This is a genomic window from Aminobacterium thunnarium (assembly GCF_055390565.1).
On the sequence record NZ_AP042412.1, the window covers coordinates 1,455,106 to 1,480,062 of the forward strand.

The 24,957-nt window shown below is 43.3% G+C and carries 24 protein-coding genes; 1 reads left to right on the forward strand and 23 read right to left on the reverse strand.

Going from position 1 to position 24,957, the window contains the following annotated elements; genetic code table 11:
* Positions 1 to 26: 26 nt before the first annotated feature.
* From ACZ5GY_RS07230 to queD, 9 genes are read right to left on the reverse strand one after another with little or no spacing between them, the layout of a single operon-like run.
* Positions 27 to 461, reverse strand: a complete 435-nt coding sequence (locus ACZ5GY_RS07230; protein WP_213699633.1) for a regulatory protein RecX — start codon at positions 459 to 461, stop codon at positions 27 to 29.
* Entirely contained in the window at positions 458 to 2,545 is a 2,088-nt protein-coding gene (recG, locus tag ACZ5GY_RS07235) for an ATP-dependent DNA helicase RecG (RefSeq protein WP_213699634.1), read from the reverse strand. Before recG ends, ACZ5GY_RS07230 begins: the two co-directional genes overlap by 4 nt.
* Positions 2,542 to 3,045 carry a DivIVA domain-containing protein gene (locus ACZ5GY_RS07240; RefSeq protein ID WP_213690843.1) on the reverse strand — a complete coding sequence of 168 codons (504 nt, stop codon included), beginning with the start codon at positions 3,043 to 3,045 and terminating at the stop codon, positions 2,542 to 2,544. The genes recG and ACZ5GY_RS07240 overlap by 4 nt, the downstream gene beginning before the upstream one ends.
* A complete protein-coding gene (sepF, locus tag ACZ5GY_RS07245; protein WP_213690842.1) occupies positions 3,038 to 3,442 on the reverse strand; it encodes a cell division protein SepF in 405 nt (134 codons plus the stop codon). The genes ACZ5GY_RS07240 and sepF overlap by 8 nt, the downstream gene beginning before the upstream one ends.
* Before the next feature lie 28 nt (positions 3,443 to 3,470).
* Entirely contained in the window at positions 3,471 to 4,175 is a 705-nt protein-coding gene (locus tag ACZ5GY_RS07250) for a YggS family pyridoxal phosphate-dependent enzyme (RefSeq protein ID WP_307879847.1), read from the reverse strand.
* Positions 4,169 to 5,092, reverse strand: coding sequence for a biotin/lipoyl attachment domain-containing protein (locus ACZ5GY_RS07255; protein ID WP_213690840.1), 924 nt, complete (start codon positions 5,090 to 5,092; stop codon positions 4,169 to 4,171). Before ACZ5GY_RS07255 ends, ACZ5GY_RS07250 begins: the two co-directional genes overlap by 7 nt.
* A 3-nt stretch (positions 5,093 to 5,095) precedes the next feature.
* On the reverse strand, positions 5,096 to 6,070 hold the full coding sequence (locus tag ACZ5GY_RS07260) for a 2-hydroxyacid dehydrogenase (RefSeq protein ID WP_213690839.1): 975 nt from the start codon (positions 6,068 to 6,070) through the stop codon (positions 5,096 to 5,098).
* A gap of 10 nt (positions 6,071 to 6,080) precedes the next feature.
* A complete protein-coding gene (gene folE2 / locus ACZ5GY_RS07265) occupies positions 6,081 to 6,854 on the reverse strand; it encodes a GTP cyclohydrolase FolE2 (RefSeq protein ID WP_213690838.1) in 774 nt (257 codons plus the stop codon).
* Positions 6,847 to 7,215 carry a 6-carboxytetrahydropterin synthase QueD gene (gene queD, locus ACZ5GY_RS07270; RefSeq protein ID WP_213690837.1) on the reverse strand — a complete coding sequence of 123 codons (369 nt, stop codon included), beginning with the start codon at positions 7,213 to 7,215 and terminating at the stop codon, positions 6,847 to 6,849. Before queD ends, folE2 begins: the two co-directional genes overlap by 8 nt.
* A 340-nt stretch (positions 7,216 to 7,555) precedes the next feature.
* Here queD and ACZ5GY_RS07275 point away from each other — a divergent pair, with 340 nt between their 5' ends.
* Positions 7,556 to 9,667, forward strand: a complete 2,112-nt coding sequence (locus ACZ5GY_RS07275) for a glutamine synthetase III family protein (protein ID WP_213690836.1) — start codon at positions 7,556 to 7,558, stop codon at positions 9,665 to 9,667.
* A gap of 53 nt (positions 9,668 to 9,720) precedes the next feature.
* Here the strand turns inward: ACZ5GY_RS07275 and ACZ5GY_RS07280 are convergent, their stop codons facing one another.
* From ACZ5GY_RS07280 to pgsA, 14 genes are all read right to left on the reverse strand, one after another.
* Complete coding sequence (locus tag ACZ5GY_RS07280) at positions 9,721 to 11,430, reverse strand: O-antigen ligase family protein (protein ID WP_464111706.1); 1,710 nt, start codon at positions 11,428 to 11,430, stop codon at positions 9,721 to 9,723.
* Positions 11,417 to 12,343, reverse strand: coding sequence for a ParB/RepB/Spo0J family partition protein (locus tag ACZ5GY_RS07285; protein ID WP_213690834.1), 927 nt, complete (start codon positions 12,341 to 12,343; stop codon positions 11,417 to 11,419). Before ACZ5GY_RS07285 ends, ACZ5GY_RS07280 begins: the two co-directional genes overlap by 14 nt.
* 42 nt (positions 12,344 to 12,385) lie before the next feature.
* Positions 12,386 to 13,738 (reverse strand): replicative DNA helicase, encoded by a 1,353-nt coding sequence (dnaB, locus tag ACZ5GY_RS07290; RefSeq protein ID WP_213690833.1) that lies wholly within the window; start codon positions 13,736 to 13,738, stop codon positions 12,386 to 12,388.
* A gap of 2 nt (positions 13,739 to 13,740) precedes the next feature.
* Complete coding sequence (rplI, locus tag ACZ5GY_RS07295; protein WP_213690832.1) at positions 13,741 to 14,187, reverse strand: 50S ribosomal protein L9; 447 nt, start codon at positions 14,185 to 14,187, stop codon at positions 13,741 to 13,743.
* Positions 14,188 to 14,192: 5 nt separating this feature from the next.
* On the reverse strand, positions 14,193 to 15,143 hold the full coding sequence (locus ACZ5GY_RS07300; protein ID WP_213690831.1) for a YybS family protein: 951 nt from the start codon (positions 15,141 to 15,143) through the stop codon (positions 14,193 to 14,195).
* A 90-nt stretch (positions 15,144 to 15,233) separates the two neighbouring features.
* Positions 15,234 to 15,500, reverse strand: coding sequence for a 30S ribosomal protein S18 (rpsR, locus tag ACZ5GY_RS07305; protein ID WP_213690830.1), 267 nt, complete (start codon positions 15,498 to 15,500; stop codon positions 15,234 to 15,236).
* A 15-nt stretch (positions 15,501 to 15,515) separates the two neighbouring features.
* Positions 15,516 to 16,007: a single-stranded DNA-binding protein gene (locus tag ACZ5GY_RS07310; protein ID WP_213690829.1), complete on the reverse strand. Its 492-nt coding sequence runs from the start codon at positions 16,005 to 16,007 to the stop codon at positions 15,516 to 15,518.
* 12 nt (positions 16,008 to 16,019) lie between these two features.
* Positions 16,020 to 16,304, reverse strand: a complete 285-nt coding sequence (gene rpsF / locus ACZ5GY_RS07315) for a 30S ribosomal protein S6 (protein WP_213690828.1) — start codon at positions 16,302 to 16,304, stop codon at positions 16,020 to 16,022.
* A 79-nt stretch (positions 16,305 to 16,383) separates the two neighbouring features.
* Positions 16,384 to 16,689: a septum formation initiator gene (locus tag ACZ5GY_RS07320; protein ID WP_213690827.1), complete on the reverse strand. Its 306-nt coding sequence runs from the start codon at positions 16,687 to 16,689 to the stop codon at positions 16,384 to 16,386.
* Positions 16,690 to 16,693: 4 nt separating this feature from the next.
* Positions 16,694 to 18,370 carry an arginine--tRNA ligase gene (gene argS / locus ACZ5GY_RS07325; protein WP_213690826.1) on the reverse strand — a complete coding sequence of 559 codons (1,677 nt, stop codon included), beginning with the start codon at positions 18,368 to 18,370 and terminating at the stop codon, positions 16,694 to 16,696.
* Between the two features lie 29 nt (positions 18,371 to 18,399).
* Positions 18,400 to 20,229: a hypothetical protein gene (locus tag ACZ5GY_RS07330; RefSeq protein ID WP_464111707.1), complete on the reverse strand. Its 1,830-nt coding sequence runs from the start codon at positions 20,227 to 20,229 to the stop codon at positions 18,400 to 18,402.
* A 19-nt stretch (positions 20,230 to 20,248) separates the two neighbouring features.
* Positions 20,249 to 22,924, reverse strand: a complete 2,676-nt coding sequence (secA, locus tag ACZ5GY_RS07335) for a preprotein translocase subunit SecA (protein WP_213690824.1) — start codon at positions 22,922 to 22,924, stop codon at positions 20,249 to 20,251.
* A gap of 135 nt (positions 22,925 to 23,059) precedes the next feature.
* Positions 23,060 to 24,283 (reverse strand): M20 family metallo-hydrolase, encoded by a 1,224-nt coding sequence (locus tag ACZ5GY_RS07340; protein ID WP_213690823.1) that lies wholly within the window; start codon positions 24,281 to 24,283, stop codon positions 23,060 to 23,062.
* Between the two features lie 25 nt (positions 24,284 to 24,308).
* A complete protein-coding gene (pgsA, locus tag ACZ5GY_RS07345; protein ID WP_213690822.1) occupies positions 24,309 to 24,878 on the reverse strand; it encodes a CDP-diacylglycerol--glycerol-3-phosphate 3-phosphatidyltransferase in 570 nt (189 codons plus the stop codon).
* Positions 24,879 to 24,957: the final 79 nt, after the last annotated feature.

Sequence of the window (24,957 nt, forward strand, 5' to 3'; positions counted from 1 at the left end):
TAGTGCTGAGGATTCTATTTTACAGATCAACGGAAAGGCTCACAAGTCCTTTCCAAAGCAATCTTGCAGGAACTGGCAGAAAATCCACGACGTATCAATCGTCCCCATATTTTTCGAGAATCAACATCATGCCGCTTCCACTCCTGTGCCAAGACACACGCACGATGTACTTCGTCTGTTTCCGCTTCCTCGAGCACCTTTTGAATTATCGTAGGACTCACTTTTCGTCGTCTCAGCTCGTCCCGTAACTTTCGGTCACCCCACCCCACATGAGATGCTACATAAAGAATACTATAGGCTTCATCATCTAGAAAGCCCAATTCTGTATATTTTTCTACCAATGTATGTGCTACTTCTTCAGCTGCACCCTTCTTTATGAGTTTATCCTGAATTTGCCAACACGTATAGGCTCCACGGGTCAACAAACGCTGAAGATAGTTTTCAAAATATTCTTCATTCATGCAATTCCCACCAAATCCAGGTTTCGTCCAACTGTTCTTAACACGTAGTTCAAAAGTTCCGGTTCTTTTTCAAGTCGTGAATCCTTTTCGATCAGATCAGACGCATCTTTTCGGGCCAATTCCAAGAGAGAACGATCTTTCAATAAATCAGCCACACGAAAATCTGTAATTCCATGCTGTCTGATGCCACAAACTTCTCCTGGACCGCGAAGTTTCAAATCTGCTTCCGCTATTTTAAATCCGTCAGTTGTCGCACACATAACTTTTAGCCGTTCCACAGCTTCCTTTGTTGATGGATTACTTAAAAGAACGCAATACCCCTGTTTTTTTCCTCTTCCCACTCGACCACGAAGTTGATGAAGTTGCGAAAGACCAAAACGATCCGCATCTTCGATAATCATGACCGTCGCCTCAGGAACATCAACTCCAACTTCTATAACAGTAGTCGATACGAGTATATCAAGTTTCCCCGCGGCGAAATGATTCATCACGTTTTCTTTTTCCTTCGCTGGAAGTTGTCCATGTAATAATCCCACTCTCAGTTCAGAAAATAGTTCCTGCAAATATTCATATCTTTCCGTAACTGATGTTACTGAAAGGGCTTCACTCTCTTCAATAAGAGGACACACCCAATATACTCTCTCTTTCTCCGAGCATCGCTCCCGAATGAAAGTCCACAATCGCCTCTCTTCTTTTTTCTTGAGCCAGCGAGTATGAATCTCAGTTCTCCCAGGAGGCATCTCATCTATTGTAGAGACAGAAAGATCTCCGTAAACAGAGAGCGTAAGTGTTCTGGGAATGGGCGTTGCCGTCATCACCAACACGTGAGGAACCATGCCCTCATTGCTTCCCTTGGAACGCAGTGCATTTTTTTGAAGCACTCCAAATCGATGCTGTTCATCTATAACCGCCAAACCCAGTTTCAAGAAAAGAACAGGATCTGAGAATAATGCGTGGGTCCCGACAACCACCTGTGCTTCGCCGCTTTCTATTTTGTGCAGTGTATCATCCCTCACGCTGTTTTTTAAAGAACCAACGAGCAAAACTACAGAAATTCCCAAATGTTTAAATAAGGATTTCAATCGATAGTAATGTTGTTGGGCTAAAATTTCTGTAGGAGCCATAAATGCTCCTTGAAACCCAGCTTCCACAGCTTGAATGAGGGCTAAAACAGCAATAGCCGTCTTTCCCGAGCCCACATCCCCCTGAAGCAGACGGTGCATGGGAATGCTCTGTTCCAAATCTGAACTTATTTCGAAAGAGACTCGCTTTTGCGCTTCAGTCAAGGCGTAAGGGAAGACCTCATCTAAAAACTTTTTCCGCAACGGGCCATCTACAGGTAATATTGGCGCTTTTTCTGCAAAATGCGAACGCTTACCCCGTCGGAGAGCCATTCCTGTCTGCAGAACGAATAGCTCTTGAAAAGCAAGACGATCCCGCGCTTTCTTCCAGCTCTTTCTGCCTTGTGGATAGTGCATTTCACGAACAGCTTCGAAGAACGTCGGAAATTCATATTTCAAGCAAATAGATGTTGGAAGAGGGTCCGACGTTATTTTATAATTTTCAAGACAAAAACGAACTACATTGCGAAACCAGCGTTGTTGCAATCCGGCAGTAAGTGGATAAACCGGCACAATATGTCCAATGGAATCCGGATGTTCCCCTTCCTCTATGATTTCAAATTCAGGACTCGTAATTTGCAGTTGCCCGTATCGCCATTCAACTGCACCATATAATGCAACTTCCTTCCCTGGAGTGAGAAGGCGTTCAAGTCCCTTCCGATTGAACCAGACAGCCCGTATGAAATCGTGTCCATCAGTAAGAAGAGCTTGGATAATCATGAAGCCTTTTCTTGAGGTCTGGCGTTTTTCCAAAGCAACAACACGAACGAGAAGAGAAACTGTTGTATCCGGCTTTACATCGGCAAGGGGGGTTAATCCCCTCCGATCTTCGTAACGACGGGGGAAAAAAAGAAGAAGATCTTCCACCGTCTCTATCTCTAGACGATTCAACAGTTTTTCTCGAACTGCCCCTACCCCTTTTATGTAGCGAATCGGTTGCTGATGTACTTCAAGTTCGGTCACTCCGCCTGATGCTCCTCAACTACAGTAATTTCCTGAGTAACGTCAACATCGTCTTCAATAGAATCGATTAAGGAAGAGAACTTGGTCAACAAAGCTGCCATATCACTCTTAAAGACGCGTTTCATGTCAGAAAACCTGGCCGCATCACGTCGATGACGGTCTCGCTCGTTCATCGCCTCAAAAACAATTCTCTCTCCCTTGGCCCGGGCCTCAGAAATAATAGCATCAGCTTCCTGCTTTGCCGCATCATTTTTCGCTTCTGCACTTTTTTGAGCCATGAGAAGTGTTTCCTGCAATGTATCCTTAAGATTGTTATATTCCTTCAATTGCTCTTCCAAACGCATTTTTTCCCGTTCCAGGTCTGAGAACTGCTGCCCCATAAGACGTAACGTCTCTGCTAAATGATCAAGGAATTCGTCAACCTGATCGGGGTCATACCCTCTGATAGCCCTGGAAAAGGTTTTACTTTCAATATCAAGCGCCGTGATAAGATCAGGCACGATGTTCCTCCTTCCATTCTTCCACTATACCCTTGCGATGAGATGCCATGAATACTCCTGGAGAGACACGAACTACATCTCCTCGCATAGCGAAAGCAACTCCACACAAAAAATCAAGTACACTTTGCCCTACGTCACGATCCATATTCCGCAAATCAACAATAACATTAAGACCCTTATGCAGGGCTTCCCCAAGTTCTTCTCTACGATCAAGACAAAGTTCTCCACGACAAATAATAATCTGAGCCTGTGTCGGTGGAGATTTTAAGATACGTTTCTGGCGTTCTTCAACATCTTCTTCGCCGTAAGTTGTTTCTAATTCCGTTTCATCTTCACCATTAACGTCATCGTAGTTATATTCGGCAAGCCCCAACATCGCCATAAGGCGCTCGAACATTGAACCACCTCCTATAATATAAGAGCGGTTAATACGATCGAGGACCAAATATCGCCGTCCCGATCCGGACCATGGTACTTCCCTCTTCGATAGCCCACTGAAAATCGCCGCTCATCCCCATAGAAAGTTCTGGAAGCGAAACGTCCCTTGATGAGCTTAAATTTTCTTTCAAGCTTCTGAGTAGAGCGAAAGCCTCTCTAACTTCGCTTTCTTCTTCCGTGAGAGGACCTACAGTCATAAGACCTTGAACTGTTAGAGATGGACACTCTCCCATAACATAATCGAAAAGAGAATAGACATCATCGGGAGCAACTCCATGTTTGGCACTTTCTCCCGAGGTATTGACCTCAAGCAAAACACGAACTGTACGCTTCATTTCCACACAAATACGTTCAAGTCGTTCTGCAAGAGCAATAGAATCTAAAGATTGAATAACATTAAAAATTTCAAGAGCTTTTCTTGCTTTGTTTCTCTGCAAGTGTCCTATAAGATGCCATTCAGCATTTACATTTTCCGGCCAGCTTGCCCGCTTGGTCTGGGCTTCCTGCACTCGGTTTTCACCAATGTTCGTAACGCCCGCTTCCTGTATGGCCTTAACCATTTCTTCTACTTTGTGATTTTTAGTCACAGCAATAAGTTGAATCTCTTCTTTTTTGCGCCCGCTCTTCTTTGCACTTTCTGCAATCAAGCCACGAATTCTTTCTACATTTTCACAAATATTAACGTTTACCATAGCTCAACTCGACCCTCCCTGGCATGATCTGCTTTGAGTATAACAATATTTCCTGGTTGCAGTCCGCTTGTCACGAAAAAAAGATGATCAGACAGGGGAATACCATTGATTTCTTTAAAACAGGCATAGTTTCCTTCTACAAGGAAAACCCCAAGTTTCCCGCCTCGCAAGATAACCGCCGATTGAGGAACTGAAACGCCTACACGTTCTTCCGTAGAAATAAGATACGATACAGAACGATTTTTCACAATATTAACAGGAAAAAAGGGCAATGAGAGATACAATTTTGTTCTATACCCCATTTTACGAACTACGCGTATTCCCGCTTCGTACAATGATTCTTTGGGCCCTCTGCGCACCAAAAGTACTCCTCGTGCCAGTTGTTTTTCAAGGGCCGGAGTTAAATCGGCATAACCTACAATACGCAGCTGTTGAGGCATCGGAATAATTTTACCGATAGCGTCTCCCTTGTTGACTTTATGATTTCCAGGAAAATACCTCAGCGATGGAAGGTCAGGAAATTTTTCCTCTCCCCCCCAAAGGGAAGAGTAGCTCAACCCACCTTCCACACCATCAAGGCCCGGAATAAAATAACCTGTCTGAGGGGCCCGTAATTGTTGGCGTGCGGAGGCTGTTACAGTCGCAATGACATCCCCTTTGCTGACTCTCCCTCCATGCCCTGAAACAGCATATGAAAGTGTTCCCTTGAGGGGAGAAGTCACTACAACTTCGTCCCATAAAAGAACACCATACAGAGGAACCTGCTCCTCATACGAATGAGGAATAGCCTGTGCAATACGAGGATGAGTCACTTCGTAATAACGCCACCAAAGACCATAAATCCAAATAGCTGCCGTTATAAAACATAAAACAATAACTCCATAAAGAAGTTTTTTCCTTTTTTCTTTAAAGTCCATCGATTAGAGTGTCTTCTTTCTTTGAAGATCCCTGCTATTCAAGCAAGAATAGGGCTCTTCTCCAAGGGCCACCCTCTGAACATTTTTTACAATAAAGTCAATAGCACCATTCAAAGAAGCATCAGTGACCCCTCCAATATGAGGGGTTGTCGTTACAAGAGGGTGATTCAATATAGGGTCAGTAATTTCAGGCGGCTCTTTCCAAAAAACGTCGAAACCTGCGCCTGCAATCCATTTGTTTTGAAGAGCTTTATCAAAGGCTTCACGCACAACAATATCCCCGCGAGCCACATTAATAAAGAAAGCGTCCCTATCCATCGACTGAAAGAAAGGTTCTGCTATTGAATGATATGTCTCTGGAGTCAAAGCCAACGCCAAAATTACAAAGCGGCAACCTGCCAATGCTTTTTCCATTTCAGCCAGGGAATAAAAGGTATCAACTCCCCATTGGGAAAATTCTTCCCGGTACGTTCTATTAACCCCAGTAACGCTCATTCCAAGGCCTTTTAACCGCTCAACAACACAGTGCCCCAAGTTTCCAAGTCCGATGACACAAGCTCGTTTTCCCCAAAGAGTGACTCCCGGAGGTGTGAACACCTTGCCTTCCTGAAGTTTTTCTTTCGCCCTGTGATATCGTCTTGCCAGCAGCATCATATGAAGAATGGCTATCTCTGCAACACCTTCTGCATTACCTGTTCCCCGCGAAGGAATATTACATGCATAAACGCCTGCTTCAGTACAATCTTCAACGTTTAACCCCTCTACACCAACACCCCACTGCTGAACCAATTTAAGTTTTGCTCCATACTTGAGAATATCCTTATCTATAGTCATGGGGCGTATAACAAAAATATCTGCCCATGGGAGTTTGGAAGGTATCTCTTCGTCTTCGGCAACATCTAAAGAATGCTCTTGGAAAGCCGGAGAAAGCACATCCCATAAACGTAAAAAAGCCTTGCCACCAAAGAGTATGTTCATACTATCCCCCCTAAGAAGATACGTGCCGCTCTAATTCCGCGAAAGCATCGTGATTATGTATACTTTCTGAGCTTACAACTCGCACTCTGTACCATGAAATGCGTTCTTCCGTGTCGAGTTCCAACGCTGTATCACGTAAAACATCCTCCACAAATTTAGCGTTATTATACGCTTGTTCAGTAACATATTTTTCATCTTCCCGTTTCAATAATGTGTAAAGAGGTGCAGAACCACATCGCTCAGCTATTTCTACAAGTTCCTCTATCCATACGAAATTTTTCATACGGACAGAAATATCTATCCGAGCTCTTTGATTATGAGCTCCAACATCCGAAATTTCCTTTGAACATGGACATAACGTTTGAACTGGCACCGAAACAGTAGTTATCAGGTCGAAGTTTTCCTCTTTTTGAGTCCAAAAAGTAACATCATATCGGGAATAGCTCGGAATTTTTGTTACAGGAGCATAACGGCGGATAAAATAGGGAAATTGAAAGGTTATCTCCGCCCGATCGGCTTCCAGAACCTGGCGAAGGTGTTCTGTAATTTGCTCCATTCGGGATAAGGTAATTTTGCCTTGTATCTCTTCAAGCACTTCGATAAAACGACTCATGTGTGTTCCCCTGTAGTGATGAGGCAGGGAGACCGCCATCGAAATCTGAGCTACAGTCTGCTGTTCGTTCTGTTCTCTGTCAAGAACAACTATAGGATAAGAAACATTTCGTACCCCTACGAGGTCAATGGCAACCTTTCTTGAATCTCTCTCGTTTTGAACATCACGCATAGATGTCTTCCTTTCTGACAATAACTCCGCTGGTTGCGGTTTCCCAAATTTCTACAGCGTAGAGATGACAATGTGGACGTTTGAAAAACTGTTCTATCTCTTTCCAGACCCAGACAGCAATATTTTCCGCTGAAGGCTGAGGAATAATATCGTTAATATAAGCATGGTCAAGACGAGAAACAACTTTTTCCTTTACTATTGAAGAGACTTCGCAAAAATCAACGACCATTCCCTCATGATCTGGAGTTCCTTCTATAACAATAACCATGCGGTAGGTATGCCCATGAAGGTTTTCGCATTTCCCCTTATAGTGCACAAGATTATGAGCCGCATCGAAAATAAACTCTTTCTTAAGAAGCATTGAGCCATTCGCTCCTCTCTCTATAAAAGTGACGTTATTTTGATTTTACACTATATTTACAAGACTTCGCATTTGTTGCATCTCACAAGAAAAGAGACGAAATACCCAGTTTTGATATATTTTGTCATCCCCAAATACATATACATGCAAAACTGCATAAAAAATGCTTCGCTTTAGAATTGAATGTGCATAAAACAACTTTTTAAATGCAATTTGCACATTAAACCCATACTTATAACATTAAATTTGCAAAAAGCTATTGACTCTTTATTTTTTAAGTGCTATAAAACAGCATCGTTTTTTATTCTATATCCACATTAGAAAGGGAGAGGAGATTAAGATGGCGTACGATAAACCACGTGATATTTTCGGCATGTATGTTTTCGATCGACGAGCTATGCGAGAACGACTACCGAGAGATGTATACGATGCTCTCATTGCTTCTATTGAAGGCGGTCAGAAACTTGACGCAAGTATTGCCGATATGGTAGCAGCCGCAATGAAAGAATGGGCTCTTTCAAAAGGGGCTACTCATTACACACATTGGTTTCATCCTCGAACAGAACTTACGGCAGAAAAGCATATGGCGTTCCTCACTGCCGACGAAAACGGACTGCCCATGGAGTCTTTTAAAGGAAAAGAACTGGTACAAAGTGAGCCAGACGCCTCTTCTTTCCCATCAGGTGGCATTCGCTCTACTTTTGAAGCACGCGGATATAGTGCATGGGACCCAACAAGTCCTGCTTTTATTGTTACGAGCCGAAAGGGAGGTACTCTCTGTATTCCATCTGTCTTCATCTCCTACGACGGAACTCCATTAGACCTCAAAACACCTCTGATGAAATCGCTCGATGCCGTGGAAAGCCGAGCCCTTCGTCTTTTAAAACTCTTTGGAAACCGCGGTGTCCGTTGGGCTAAGGTAACAGTAGGAGCTGAGCAGGAATTTTTCCTTGTCGACGGAGCTGGTGCACGTAAACGTCCCGATCTTCAATTCTGCGGACGTACTATTATTGGTTGTCAGCCTCCTAAAGGACAACAGATGGAAGATCACTATTTTGGCGCCATTCCTCCACGAGTTCTTGCATATATGGAAGATGTCGAACGAGATCTGTATCGGCTGGGTGTTGTCATTACAACTCGACATAATGAGGTTGCCCCCTGCCAGTTCGAATTTGCACCACAGTTCGCTGAAGCCAACCTGGCATGCGATCAGAACCAGCTTATTATGGAAACTATGCGCAAAATGGCTCGTCGCCACGATCTCATGCTTTTGCTTCACGAAAAGCCTTTTGCCAGTCTCAACGGAAGTGGAAAACACATTAACTTCTCAATACAGGATAGTGAAGGTAAGAATGTATTGAAACCTTCATCAAACCAGAGAAAGAACATTCAGTTTTTGACGTTCCTATCAGCGCTGCTCCTTGGGCTTTCAAAGTATAGCCCCCTTCTTCGCGCCTCCATTGCATCTCCAGGGAATATGCACCGACTTGGAGGAAATGAAGCTCCTCCTGCAATTATGAGTGTCTATCTGGGAGATACGCTATCTGCTATTCTTGAGAGAATCGAGCAAGGACTTCCCGAATCTTTCCCCGGGAAGAGTCTCATCGATCTCGGCCTAACACGTCTACCAGAAGTCAGCGTAGATAATACAGATAGAAACAGAACTGCTCCATTAGCCTTCACAGGTAACAAGTTTGAATTCCGTGCACCTGGTGCATCTCAATCCATAGCCGGACCTCTTACCATGATCTTGAGTATCTGGGCGTGGGGATTAGATCAGATATGCTCAATGATAGAGTCCCGACTTGGCGGTGGGGACGTTGTAGATGCAGCCCTTGAAGCTATTCGTTACGCAGCTCAGGAAAGTAAAAATGTTCGCTTCGAAGGAAACGCATATAGTCAGGAATGGCACGATGAAGCAAAAAGACGGGGCTTGACTATTGCAAACAGTACCCCGGAAGCTCTTGCCCTCTATCTTGTTCCTGAGCATCGCCAGCTTTTGTCTGATTTACATGTTATGACAGATAGAGAGACATCTGCATATTATGAAATACGACTTGAGCAATACGTAAAAACTGTTGAAATCGAGATGGGCATTCTTCACTCCATGGTCTGGGAAGGTATTTTACCAGCTTTGACGAAACAAATTGTTCTAGAAGGACAATCCCTCTCTTCTTTTGAAGGAAAGGGAGCTATCGATACACAGCCATGGTTTAAATTCGTAGAACGCCTAGGATCACTTAAGAGCGGGCTTCTAACATCTATCGAACGTCTGGACAATTTGCGTCAGTCTATTCAAGAAATGCCGCTTGAGAAACAGGCTCAGGTTCTCACAGAAGAAGGATTGCCTCTCTATGAAGCTATTCGAGGCATGTGTGACGCAGCTGAATCCATTACGGCAGCTAGCGTATGGCCCTATCCTACATATAGGGATTTACTGTACATTCCATAAAACGATTAATAATACTATGGGGCAGAGAAAATATTTTCTCTGCCCCATAGTGTTTACTGAATAAAAGATGACATTTCCTGAATTAGAGTTTTGTTTTCTAGCTTTTTCCCCCAATCGAGAAGAACTGAAAGCTCCCTACTGTGAGGTTGTTGCTTAAAAACGTTGTAAAGGCGATTGAGACCAATAGCAACTAATTCGGGATTTTCATGATTCTCACCTAAGTTCAAATAATAGTAAGCTAATTTTTTTTCTGCTATATCTTGCACCATAAGGGATGTTGCGGCTTTTTCCAGATAATTTTTTTTGTTTTCAGCACTCTCGCTATCAAGAGAAAGACTGACGAGACGATCGCCATAAAGGCCATGTCCGAAAAAGAGGAGCGCCGACAATACACACATTCCCGCGAAGGTAAATAAAATTTTTTGTCCCTTTTCAGAGAAGGAAAGAAGAGGCTGAAAAAGGAAAATTTCCCTATTGGCAACTCCGAAAGCAACAGATATCCACACTGCATCCTCGATACGATGGAAAGGCCGCGTCCACAGAGCTGTTCCTAATATAAGCGCCAAAATAGATATTCCCCAGAACGCCTCATAAGAGAGGGATCGTTTTCTCAATAAAAGTCTTGTGAAATTCCATAACCACCAACTTGCTAAAAGAAGAAGCCAGCCTCCCCCAATAACGCCTGTTTCGCATATCCATTGCAGATATTCATTGTGCGCCCAGTACGTAAATTGCCATGTTTTTTCCGGACGCAAATGCCTCATTTCTCTTTGGGCTTCAAGATAGTGCCATTTGTATTGGCCAAGGCCTACTCCTGAAACGGGGGTTGAGCGAAACATGGTCCATGACGTGAGCCAAATGCTATCTCGCTTGGCTACAGACGTAGGATGGTCAAGGATATCTTTAAATTTATCCTTCAGCGTTCCTATGCGCCCCTTGTTAATTTCCACAATTCCAGCCATGACGAGGAGGAAAATAAAAACTACAGCAAAAGTCCTTTTGAGTGTCTCTTTCGTCTGCGTCCGAAGAGCCATAATCAACATGAAAAAAATCCCCGCTGCCATTCCGAAAATAGCAGAACGACTCGTTGTATTCCAAAGACCCCATTCGATAATTGCTAACAAGAAAAGGGCAATGATTCCTGAGTTAAAAGATTTTTTCTTTATGTAAAGAAACATGGTATTGAGAGCACATAGAGCAAGCCATATGCCGAACATATTCTGCTGCCCAGTATTGGCAATATAGTGTCCAGGAGTGTTGAGAATAAAGGGGAAAACCCCATTTATTCCAAGCAACTGCAACTCAGCAAAAAAGACACTGAGAACGCCAGCGATACTACTCCCCCATAATATAAAAGAGAGCATCGTTTCCTTAAAAAAGTTTAGAGTTAAGCAATAAAGAGCAAAGAGGCTAGCAAAAAAAACATAGCCCCTTATAAAAGAAGGGATGGAAGATATTTCAATGAAGACTGTTTGCATCGCCATATAGAGTAGAAAAATAAACCATAATATCGAAAAAAAATCTATTGTAAAAGAAATATGACTCCGAAATGAATAGATCCATAAAACCATAACCATCATAGCTATGGGGACAAAAGCAAAAAACCATTTCATCAAATGTAACGTCTGATACCAATAATCACCTGAAAAGATCATATTGGGAAAGATTAGAACCATTCCAAAACAACAAAATAAAAAGCCCTCCATTAAAAATGAGGGGCTTTGAGATGCAAAAAACGATTCAATATTGTTACTTGCTTTCATGGGACAAAGCCTTTTCTTCATCATTCACAATTTGTTCTTTCAAATCTACAGCTATTTCAACAATAAGCTGCCGCTGAGCGAGCTCCTTAACTTTCCAGACAACAGGAATTCCTCGCCGGCGGCTTTGCTCCACCAATAAAGCCAAATCTTTAAGAAGCTCTCCTGTCGGCCCTTCTGGTCCGGCAAAACTTAATCCCTTCTGTTTCTTTCCCTGAGTTGTTCTATTACTTTTAAGCATATCTGTTTTAGACGATTCCTGACGAACAAGCTTTTCTACATCTTTTGCAGGAATTTTTTCATCGACGATACGCTGTGCCCATTCTTTTTGAACGTCTCCTTCAAGAGCAACGAGAGCTCTCGCTTGACGTTCCCCCAACTCTCCCTCAAGAACCATAGTCTGCACATCATCTTCTAATTTAAGAAGACGAAGTTTATTTGCAATAGCAGACTGAGAACGTCCAAGGCGCTGTGCAAGATACGATTGGTTCCAGCCTGTACGTTGCAAGATATCCTGTAGACATCGAGCTTCTTCTATTGAAGAAAGATTACTTCTATGAATATTTTCTACGAGAGCAATAACCTGTTGGTCTGTCGGCGTTACTTCCGTTATGATTGCCGGGATTACAGAAAGTCCGGCTCGTTTAGCGGCTCGAAGACGTCGCTCCCCCACTATGAGTTCATAACCATTCTCTACCTGGCAAACGACCACAGGCTGTATTACTCCGAGTTCTGCAATAGACGTAGCTAGTTCTTGCAGATCATCTTCATCGAAATATTGCCGCGGCTGAAGGGGATTCGGTCGTATCTGATCTATAGGCAAATCACATAATCGCCGCTTTTGATCGTTAGCCGTCTCATTTTTCATCCCGTGCAGCAATGATTCATTTCGAAGAAAATTCATCATGCCTGCCATATCGTTCCTCCATATATAGTCAATCTCCCTGAAAGAAGGACCTTACATATATCCTCTTTCAGCATTTACAAACCTCGTATATTCCCTCAAGAAGACAAGATCGACATCTCCTGTAGGTCCATTACGATGCTTCGCTATACGAATAACAGCCCTATTATCTTCTTCTTCTGGAGCAGCTGCCGTATCATAATAACCGGGACGATATAAAAGCATAACCAAGTCTGCATCCTGTTCTATTGCTCCACTATCTCGAAGATCTGACAATTGAGGCATTTTATCGTTTCGTTGCTCAACAGCTCGTGAAAGCTGAGAAAGGGCAACAACTGGGACATCAAGCTCTCGTGCCACTCCTTTTAAAGCTCGTGATATTTCAGCAACTTCCTGCTGTTTACTATCAATTCGCCTTGCGAAACTCATAAGCTGCAAGTAGTCGACAACGATAAGTCCCAAATTTTCAAAACGGGATTTAAAACGTCGCGCTCTGGCTCTAAATTCAAGAGTAGAGAGCATTGAACTATCGTCAATAAAGATGGGAGCTTGAGATAGCCGTCCAGCAGCATCTGCCAGTTTATCCCAATCATTTTCTGCAAACGACCCGTTACGTATATCGTGAATATTGACCTTGGCTTCAGAACCAAGCATTCTCTGAACAAGCTGTTCAGCACTCATTTCAAGGCTGAAGATCAATACAGGATCGTGACGATCGACACCGCCATACTGCGCCATGTTCAAAGCCAAGGCTGTCTTACCCATAGACGGACGAGCCGCAATAATATTCAAACTTCCCGGCTGGAATCCTCCCGTTATTCTGTCAAACTGATAAAAACCAGTGCAGAAACCTGTTACGTCCTGATCTGACTTACGATATTGCTCTTCAATAATCTGGAATGTCTTGCCTAAAACATCAGATATTGGTCTGAAATTCGTTCTATTCCTCTTTTGAGCAATTTCAAAAACTGCTTTTTCAGATTCTTCAAGGATCTCGTCTACTTCCAATTCCTCAGAATAACCAAGACGCACGATCTTATTACCCGCAGAAATAAGACGCCGATGTATTGCCTTATCTTTAACAATAAGAGCATAATATTCCGCATTAGCCGTCGTCGTAACCCCATTGACAAGTCCTGCTATAAAGGGCTGCCCACCAATTTTTTTATCAAGTTCACGACGATTAATTTCTTCAAGGAATGTCAAAGCGTCGACAGGCTTATTTCGCTGCGCCATGTCACAAACCACATCGTAAGCTTCACGATGAGTCAAATCATAAAAATCTTCTGGAGTTAAAATCTCTATTACCGTATTGAGGGCTTCTCTGTCAACGAGACAAGCCCCCAACACAGCACGCTCAGCCTCCGGACTCGCTGGAGGCACTCTGTCATAAATGGTCTCAGTCACAACTATTCAGCCTCGACTTTAACTGTCATACGAGCTTCTACTCCTGAATAGAGCTTTACAGTAAAGGAATACTCTCCTGTATTTCGGATGTTCTCATCCAATTTGATATCTTTCTTGTCAATAGACACATCCAGTTGTTTCTTTAATGCCTCTTCTACATGAGCATTAGTAACACTGCCAAAAAGTTTTCCGCTATCGCCGGCACTCGCCTTTACAACGATTCTTTTCCCCTGCAACCAACGGCATTTCTCTTCGGCTTCAGCCAAAAGTTTTTCTTCCTTTTTCTCTTGAGTCTTCTTTTCTTTCTGCCACTCTTTTATTTTAGCAGGAGTAGCTTCATCTGCTAAACCTCGAGGGATAAGATAGTTACGAACATATCCATCGGAGGCCTCAACAAGGTCTCCCTTACGACCAAGTTTCGAAACATCTTCTTTCAAGATCACCTTCATTGCTATTACCTCCTGATTCGTGACCTGAAATCAAACCACATATCAGATACACCAAGAATCAATGCAATTGTTGAAAGGAAGGGAACAAAGAGAACTAAAATAACAGCAACCCATCTCACAAAAGATCCCAAACCCTTCAATGAAAAATAATACCAGATGACGGACAGTCCCTGGAGTAAAAAAAGAATATTGATCAAAAGTTTTAGATTCATTCCCATACGAAACATAAGACTTGCTTCCCCTTGTTGCATTCCTAACATGGAAAACAGTATGGAGACAAGAAGAGCCCAGAAAATGCTTTTGGGGAATCTCCAGTTTGAAAAAGAAGGCAACGGAGGAAGAGTGCCACTCCCGATACGTCGGATTACTGCCCCGCTAATAACATAACTCAAATAGCAATCCACTGATGCAGCAAGAGTCAGCAAAGCCGGGAAAACGAGAGGGATAATTTTCAAGGTCATCATCATCTGCTGCTTCATCGATTCGATAGTTTCTTGCGATAACCCTTTTCCCGCATAAAAAGCAAATACTTTATTCAACATACTCTCAATCTCTACAGGATCAACAGAAAAAGGATTTACTCCCATAACTTTACTCGCTATCACCATAAGAAGCAATTTACTTCCCAGAGAAAGGAGTATGCCATAGAGAAGGATTTCCACTCCTCGATGAAGGCGCTTTGCCAATTGGCCAAGACCTACTCCCAATACGCCAAAACCAAGGAGGAAAAAGAGTGCTCCCAGAGGTCCCATGAAGATCATGACAAGCCCTGTCGCTACAGCAACACCCAGCAGAGCTTTCTTAAAATCATGTCTTAGACCCATTACCACCAGAGGAGCCGGACAAAGAAAGGAAAAACCAATCCCCACAACCGGTAGAAACTGTGCGGCCAAAAAAAGGACCACAGCCAACCCTACAAGAAGGGATGATTCTACGAGGCTTCTCGTCGGTGTCACACACAAACATCCTTTCATGCACTAGTTGTGCCGAAAAAACAAGGGGAGAAGCCGCAGCTACCCCCCTTGGAAAAGTCTCTATTTTGCCGTTTAATCTAAGGCGTAGGGCAGAAGTGCCATAAAACGAGCTCTTTTAATCGCTATTGTCAGCTGACGCTGATGCTTTGCGCAATTTCCGGTAACACGTCTTGGCATAATCTTGCCCCGTTCACTTACGTACTTCCGCAGGCGTTCTACATCTTTATAGTCAACGTGATCAATTTTGTCGACACAGTAAAAACAAACCTTTGGCCGTCTCTTGCCGCCTCTTCTCGGACCTCTGTTTCCGCCCTTTGAAGCGCCACCACTTACAGCCATTGATGTTCCTCCTCCCTAAAACGGAATATCTGCTTCATCATCTCCGGAATCAGTCTCTCCCATTTCGGAGATATCCAGAGGGAACTCTTCTCCATCGAAACCTCTGTCACGGATGCTACCAAAGTCATCGCTTCCGCTACTAGAGTGGTTTCCTTTGTTATCGTCATCTCGAGGGGCACTACCTAAGAAGACAACCGAAGAAGCAACTACTTCCGTCACCCAACGGCGTTCGCCAGACTTGTCTTCGTAGCTCCGTACCTGGAGACGTCCCTCAACAAGAACAGGACGACCCTTTCTAAGATACCGCTCGCAGTTTTCAGCCTGGCTTCCCCATACAACGATAGGAATAAAGTCGACCTGGTTTTGAATCTCACCATTTCGCCCCTTCCACTGGCGATCAACGGCTACATTCAACCGCGCTACTGCTTGCTTGGAAGCTGTGTATCGTATTTCTGGGTCTCGGGACAAGTTCCCCATGAGTATGACTTTATTGAATCCCCTGGCCAAAAGATCTCCTCCTTATTCTTCGTCAAGACGGACGATCATATGCCGGTATACATTCTGTCGAAGACTCAGTAAACGTTCAAGCTCAGTTACTTCGTCTGAAACGAGCTTGAAGGTCAAAACGGCATAAAAACCATCGGTGTGTTCGTTAACTGGATATGCTAGCTTTCTTTTTCCCCATATGTCAGTTTTCGAAAGCTCTCCACCGAGGTTTCGCACGACCTCTTCTACCTTTGCAATCTCCTCTTTGGGATCTTCAAGGTCGGCATTAACAAGAACCATCAATTCGTACGGTCGCACGCAACTCACCTCCTCCCTTTGGTCTAATTGGTCCCTTTTATTAATAAAGGGACAGGGACACATGCCCGTGTATTATACGCTACTGTTTCTTCTCGGGCAATATATCATCCGACGTTACTACAATTTTATAAATTTTCTCACCGGGGAAAACCAGATTATATTGGTCTCTCGCTAAATGCGCCATTCCCTCCGGCGTTTTATAAAATTCAATTTTTTCTTTGTATTCCTGAATGATCTGGCTCTTCTGCATTAAAAGAGCCATTCGCTTATCTACCAATGCAGACAAGCGATGAACCTCTCGTAATTCCACGATATAGGCAGTTCCCATGATAGCCGCAATGAGAGATAAAACAATAGCCAGAAGAACCCACCGTAACCGCGGCAAATGTCTACATCCTTTCTGGAGCGTTTAAGCCAAGCAGGCTCAGAGAACGAGAAAGAACGTATTTTGATGCTAAGACAAGTAAAAGCCGAACATTCATAACATCTGGGCGCTCCCCAAGAATACGATTGGCGTTATAGAAGGAATGGAAGTCAGACGCCAAATCATAGGCATAATTTACAATAACATGAGGAGCACGATCTATAGCTGCTCTCCGAACCTCCTGAGGGAAGAGGGATAAACGGTTCACCAGCTTCTTCTCTTCATCGGAAGTCAAAAGTTCTGTGTTTAAAGCTTCAAGTCCGTACAGCTTTATTTGACGGTTTTCAGCTTCTTTTAAAACACTGCAAATTCGAGCGTGAGCATATTGAACATAATAAACGGGATTTTCATTGGAAGATTGCTTCGCCAGCTCAAGATCAAAATCAAGGTGACTGTCACTTCGGCGCATAACGAAGAAGTAGCGGGTTGCATCAACTCCTACTTCATTGATAACGTCTCTTAACGTTACGAATTGCCCAGAACGAGTTGACATTGCAACCTGTTCGCCACCTCGCAAAAGGTTGACGAACTGAATCAGAACGACCTCTAAACTCTCCCTATCCTTCCCTAAGGCTTCTACTCCCGCTTTCATACGGGGAACATACCCATGATGATCCGCTCCCCATATATCGATAACTCGTTCAAAACCTCTGCCAAACTTCTCCATATGGTACGTAATATCTGATGCAAAATATGTTGGCACGCCATTATTGCGAATGAGAACCCTATCTTTTTCATCCCCAAAGGCTGTCGCTTTGAACCAGAGCGCTCCGTCCTGCTCGTAAGCATAGCCATGTTTCCTTAGAGTATCCATGGCTTCCGGCACCAAATTTCGTTCATAAAGGCTCTTTTCGGAGAACCATACGTCAAAATGAACGCCGAAATCTGCAAGATCTTTTTTTATACCCTCTAAAATATGTCCTGCAGCATAAGTTTGGAAAAACTCCATGCTCTCTTCTAAAGGCAAGGAAAGAAAACGATCGCCTTCCTTATCAATAATTTCTTGGGCTAAATCGTAAATGTATTCACCTTTATACGCATCTTCCGGGAATGGGGCGCGATCTTTATGACCAAGAAGTTCAAAGTAACGTGATTGAGTAGATGTGCCCAATATTTTCATCTGCAAGCCGGCATCATTGATGTAGTACTCTTTCTGAACATTCCACCCTGCAAAATCCATTATCTTAGCGATAATGTCACCAACAGCGGCACCCCGTCCATGTCCCACATGAAGAGGTCCTGTAGGATTTGCACTTACAAACTCAACCTGAACTTTTTCGCCCTGCCCCACATTCTGACGACCGTATTGATCTTTAAGCGTAAGTATTTCTTCTAAGACCTCGCCCATCCATTTCTGAGACAACCTGAAGTTAATAAACCCCGGTCCGGCAATTTCAACAGAAGTAAAATAATCGCAATCAGCAAGACGATCTACTATTTGTTCTGCCAATTTTCTCGGGCTATTGTGAAATATGCGAGCCAATTGCATAGCTGCGTTTGTTGCCCAGTCACCATGATCTTCATTTTTTGGCTTCTCTATTACAAAGTCAGGAAGATTTTCAAGTTGAATGTTTTGCTCCTCCGCCATTGATCGTATGGAATCATTAAGAAGTTGGCGAAGAGTTACGAGTACATCAGCCATTCTTACACCTCCGGAAATCTCTAAAAATCTTATTTGGCGCGCAGGGCCAATGTCTTGGCATTAAAATCAGCAAAACGACGAAGAGACTCGTTCAGTGCTGAAGCTAACGCCCCGTCTATACGATCAGAAGAGACAACAACTCTGGCGCTACCACGAATAACATGTTTTTTCTTTCTATATGTCATATCTTCATAATACTTTACTTTACCCATATCTCTATCAGACGTACTTGGAAGTGTGAGTACATTCATTGATGATGGCAAACTCAGCTCATATTCAGCCTCGACAGCAAAAGGAAAACGTAGTGAATACGGCGGACGTACCGAAGAAAGTTCTCGCAAACATGCCGGGACAAAAACAGGAAGTTTTACGAGCATCTGGTGACCTTCAGAACCCGTAATGGCTCCAAGCATTCGTACGGGGAACCGTATCTCAAAACCATATTTAAGCTGCTTGATTTCTCCTTTACTACTATCAAGTTGTAACCCAGTGCAGCTAGATAGAACAGAAGCCGCTTCTTCAAGGGTAGGCGTTTTCCCTGAGAAAAAGAGCCCTGTCCACCCATTTCTTACAAAAAAGGAAAGTTTTCCCACCAAAAAACCTGACTCCTCCAAATCAAGGTCCCATCTAAGAGAAAGTCGGTGGTCTGCTGCACCTCCACCTTGAATAACGTCAGATACAATTTCTTTATTCACAAGTCCGTAAACTCTATTTCCCCAAAGTGATGGAGGTGTTTCGCCTAAAGAGAGACCTTGTTCTACATCAAAGTAGACACGGCCACTCCCAGGGATATTTGCCTCAACAACCGGCTTGAGAAGAAGTCCCCTTGTAATGGGAGTCTCTTCAGTAATTTCCGTAGGGGTAATCCACTTTAGATTAACTTGCCAACCTGCCAAAGGCAACCACTTACAAAGAATTAGCGCTTTTTCCCATTCAGACCACGGCCCGTCACTTGGAATTTTCGATCGGACTACATTATGAGCAGCTTTATCTTGGAAAGATGGGTGATTTTTGACAAACTGAATAATATCTTCTCCTGCTTTTACACGATTAGCTCCACGTCCCATTGAAATGACACTATCTGGTGCCTCTGGAACAACAACGTCTTCTGTAGACTGCAAGAGTTTATAAAAAGGAATTTTCCCCTGCTGAAGGCTAAAAGCTATAAAAGGTTCGAAAGAACTCAAAAGAGAAGTATCTCTCCATACGGGGCGATTGACAATATGCCATTCGTATCTGTCGCGACCCATTTTTTTCTCGAGACTTGGTGCTTCATTCTCACTTGAAAGCCATGTAAAAGAAGAACCTGAAGGAACATCTACAGTAATCTTCTGCTCCCATTGAGGCAAAGATATTCCTGTTTTTACGTATCCGTCCACACCTAATTTTCGAGGGGAAGTAATCCTGTACGAAAGAACCCAAAGAACTTCATCCCGTGCCGGAAATTTAACACGGTAGAAAGTCCGTCCCTCAGATTCTGTAGTTGTTATGTCAGCTTTAGTTAATAACATAGCTGAGGCGGGATCGTATACTTCGGCTTTTTCGATGGAAATGTTCCCTCCTTCGGGAACAATAAGAGACCAATTCTGCCATGACTCATCAATGGTTTCCTTTACAAGGATAGCCCATGTGACGTCTGTCTGCATGCTTCCATCGGCAAGCAGTGTATAATGATACTCTTTCAGCCATACTATTCCCTGTGCGTTTCCGTAGAGAGAAAAATCGGGGGCTTCCTGAACAAGTCTCCGAATATTGATTTCAGTGGAGGCCGTTGCCGGAGACTGTAATAGGAACATTCCCGCTATACATGCACAAAACACAGCAAACACCAGGGCTGCTTTAGTAAAAGTTCGGCCCATACTTATTTTCCTCCTCATTTTAGGCGTTTTTGCCACAGCAGTGTTTATACTTTTTTCCGCTGCCACATGGACACGGATCATTGCGCCCTACTTTGGGACCCTTTCGTATTGGTTGAGGTTTTTCGGCACCAACCTGAGCTCCCGGAACCTCTTCTGAAGGGAAAGGAAGAGTGAAATCTCTACTTTCCCTAAGATTCCTCCGATCAGGAGTCCTCCGCGTTTCCTCTGAAACTACTGTTACTCTGAAAGCAAGTTCAGCAATAGATTCTCTTACCCTTTCCATCATTGCCTGGAAAAGATTATACGATTCGAACTGATATTCAAGCAGAGGATCTTTTTGACCAATTGCACGAAGGCCTATTCCTCTCCGTAATTCATCCATTGCAAGTAAGTGGTCTTTCCAACTGCTATCTAGCGTGTGAAGAACAATAAAACGCATCAGTTCGTCAGAAATTGCCGATCCCAGATTCTTTATCTTTATCCTGAAACGATTTTCGACTTCCTGTTTTATCTGTTCAGAGGCCTCTGGCAAAAGACGGCGGCTATCTACATCTTTCAAAAAGGAGTCAAGCCCTGGACCAAAGATACTTTTTAACTTTGAAGCAGCTCTCTCTGGCTCCGCCTCCCCATCTTCGGGGAAGTAGTGGTCTAACACATCACCTATAACGCCCTGAATAACTTCCCATGTATGCTCAATAATATCTTTATCCGTAAGAATCTGGCGTCGCTCACCATAAACAGCTTCACGCTGTTGATTCATAACGTTGTCGTATGCCAAGAGCTGACGACGAATGTCAAAGTGCATCTGCTCTACTTTTTTCTGTGCCGACTCAATAGCTTTCGTCAAAAGGTTATGCTCAATAGCTTCTCCCTCTTCCATGCCAAGCTTTTCCATAAGTCCATGAATACGATCAGACCCGAAAAGTCTTAAGAGGTCATCTTCCAAAGAGAGATAGAAGCGGCTGGAACCAGGATCGCCCTGACGACCTGCTCGTCCCCTCAGCTGATTATCGATTCTTCGCGATTCGTGACGCTCCGTTCCAATAATTTTAAGGCCGCCACTTTTGAGAACCTGATCGCGCTCTTCTGCACAAATGTTTCGATATTCTTCGAGTAGTTCTTCATAATGCTTAGTGTTCTGAGCATTTTCATCGCCCTCTTTTCGAAGGGTCTCTTTGGCCAAAAATTCTGGATTTCCTCCTAAAACAATATCTGTTCCACGTCCTGCCATATTTGTAGCTACGGTAATAGCCCCAGCTCGTCCAGCCTGGGCCACAATCTGGGCTTCCCTTTCGTGGTACTTGGCATTCAAGACCTGATGAGGAATTTTACGTGCTTTAAGAAGTTTGCTAATATGTTCAGAATTTTCTATTGACGTCGTGCCTACAAGTACAGGTTGCTTCTGCTCATAAGTCTCTGCAACTTCCTCTGCAACAGCATGAAATTTTTCTAAAGACGTACGATAGATGACATCTGGAAGATCTTTACGAACCATAGGCTTATTCGTAGGAACCAAAATAACCTCAAGTCCGTAAATCTCTTTGAATTCTTCTGCTTCGGTTATAGCCGTACCTGTCATTCCCGCCAGTTTCTGGTACATACGGAAGTAGTTCTGAAGAGTTATGGTAGCAAGGGTTTGACTCTCTCTTCCGACTTTAACTTTTTCCTTCGCCTCAATGGCCTGATGCAATCCATCTGAGTAGCGACGTCCAAACATAAGACGGCCTGTAAATTCATCGACTATTACAATCTCACCATCTTTGATGACATAGTGTACATCTTTCTGAAAAAGCACATGAGCCTTAATTGCCTGCACGATTCTGTGAGCCAGATCAGAATGAGCCGCGTCAGAAAAAAGCCCTGGCATCTTCAGCAGTTTCTCACACTTCGCTATTCCTTCTTCTGTAATGGAGACATTCCGTTCTTTTTCATCTTTCTCAAAATCCGGACCTTCTTTAAGCTGTCTCGCTATCTGGTCTGCTGTGTTGTACATCTCTACGTTGTCTTCAGAAGGACCTGAGATAATAAGAGGCGTTCGCGCTTCATCGATCAAAATAGAGTCGACTTCGTCAACAATACAGAAATGGTGAGGTCGTTGAACAAGCTGTTCCTGGGAAACAGCCATATTGTCTCGCAGATAATCGAAACCGAACTCACTGTTTGTACCGTATGTCACATCAGAAAGATAGGCTTTTTTACGCTCTTCCTGATCCATATAGGCGTATATAACACCAACAGACAGGCCTAAAAAATGATATATGGGCCCCATCCATTCAGCGTCACGTCTCGCCAAATAGTCGTTTACTGTAATGACATGAACACCTTGCCCAGAAAGTGCATTGAGGACAACGGCCAAAGTAGCAACAAGAGTTTTTCCTTCTCCTGTTTTCATTTCAGTTATTTTTCCTTCGTGAAGGGCAATGCCTCCCATAAGCTGCACATCGAAATGGCGAAGACCAAGGGTTCGACGTGAAACTTCCCTCACCAAGGCAAAAACTTCTTTTAATAGATCATCTGGACTTTCACCATTATTGAGACGCTCTTTATAATCTGTAACCAAGGAACGAAGCTCGTCATCGCTTCTCGCCGTCATTTCCGCTTCGAGCTCATTGATATCATCAACAATCTGGCGATATCTCTTGAGCGCCCGTTCATTAGGGTCCAACCCCAGAACGCGCTTTAAGCCATTAAACATTCACTTCACCTCTACAAATATTTGCAATAATCATTCCACAAAAAAACATTATATGCTGTAACAAAGGAGTGGGTCAAAAGTATTTTCACTTAAAATAAAATATGGGCGGAGGCTCTTATTCCTCCGCCCTTGTTTTTATTCTACACCAGCCATTAAGAGGGCAAAAACCTTGGTTTCGTTTATCAGATGTTCAATTTCACAATATTCGTTAGGCATATGAGCTACATCTGCCTCCTGAGCCCAAACAACAGCTGGAATATTCTCTTTTCTAAAATATGCAGCACACGTTCCTCCTCCAACGCCACCCACCTCGGGATCAAAACTGTAAACGGCTTTAATCGCCTTGGTAAGCAGGTGAACGATTGGAGCATCCAGCGGAGTTGGGGGGGTAGAATCCGTTCTCTGAAGAACAGTCAATTTTATCTTTCCTCCATACTCTTTCTCTATTGGGCTAATTACTTGGGAAACTACATTTAAAACATCATCTACATTCACAGAGGGTAAAATGCGACAGTCGAAACAAAATGTTTCTTTACCTGGAATCGTATTGACGTTTCCTACATTAGGTAAACGTCGTGTAGGTTCGAATGTGGAAAAAGGTGGTGTAAAAAGATTGTCCTCTTCAGGAAAAGCGTCATGAAAAGCCTTGTCAAGTTCCGTAGCAAAGGCATTCGCGATGCGACACGCATTTAATCCTAAATCAGGCCTACTCGCATGAACTTGCTGTCCTCCTACTGTAAACTGAAGCCATAGGATACTCTTTTCGGCAACTTCTACAAAATCTCCCCGATCGTTCCCACCATCAGGAACGATAATCAGATCATCCTCTTTAAAAAGATTCTGCTCTATAAGATATTGAATTCCAAACTCACTGCCCAGTTCTTCATCTGCAACAAAACAAAGATATGTCTCATATTCAGGCAGAATATTGCATTCCTTCATGGCTGCGGCAGCGTACAGACTAGCAATGAGCTCTTGACCATTATCATTACTACCACGGCCATAGATACGATTTTCCTTGATTACAGCTTTAAAAGGATCCGTCTGCCATAAACTGCGGTCACCTTCAGGAACCACATCCATATGAGTAATGATCCAAAGCCTCTTATCAGTTTTCCCCGGAACGCGTATAACCAGATTAGGCCTGAATCCTTCTGGCGCTAGTTCATCTGGAGCGTTATGCCATTGGATATGAGAGAGACCTAATTCTTGAGCAAGTTTTTCCAGAAAACGGGCTTTTCTATTCTCACCTTCTCCTCCTTCATGGGGGGAAACAGCAGGGTATTCTACAAGTTCAGCCAAACTCTTCACGATTCGATCTTGAATCGTATCAACATATTGAATGACATGAGAAGTCATTGTTAAACCCCTTCTTTCTCCATGATTATGAAGCATCGAAAAGCATATTACGCCCTTTAATAAGATATTCCATACCAGACCAGACGGTAAGGATCATTGCAATCCACATTGCAGGAAGGCCGCCAGGCAAGTTAAAAATAAGCAATGATATAGCAATAATCTGACCTACTGTTTTCAACTTTCCCATAGAAGATGCCGCAATAACAACTCCTTCAGCAGCAGCAACAAGCCGAACTCCGGTAACGATAAAATCTCTTGCGATAATCACAACAACAATCCAAGCCGGCAAACGCTGCAATTCAACGAGCGATATTAATGCCGCAATAACCAGTATCTTATCTGCTAAGGGATCAATAAATTTGCCCAAATTCGTAACTATACCTTTTTTACGAGCAATGTATCCATCGGCAGTATCTGTAAGAGCCGCTATGATGAAAACGAAACCTGCAATAAGATCTCCGTAGCTAATGCTTGCTCCCAATTTTTCAAAGATAGGGACAGGCGTACTTATTTTTAAAGTCAAAAATATAACAACTAATGGAGAAAGAAAAACTCGTAGCAAACTTAACATATTTGGGACATTCAGGGCAGACATTTAAACGGGTGCCTCCTCAACTAATTTTCTCTGTTGCTAAGCATCTCAATATTATGACACAAAGAAGGGGACGGCAAGT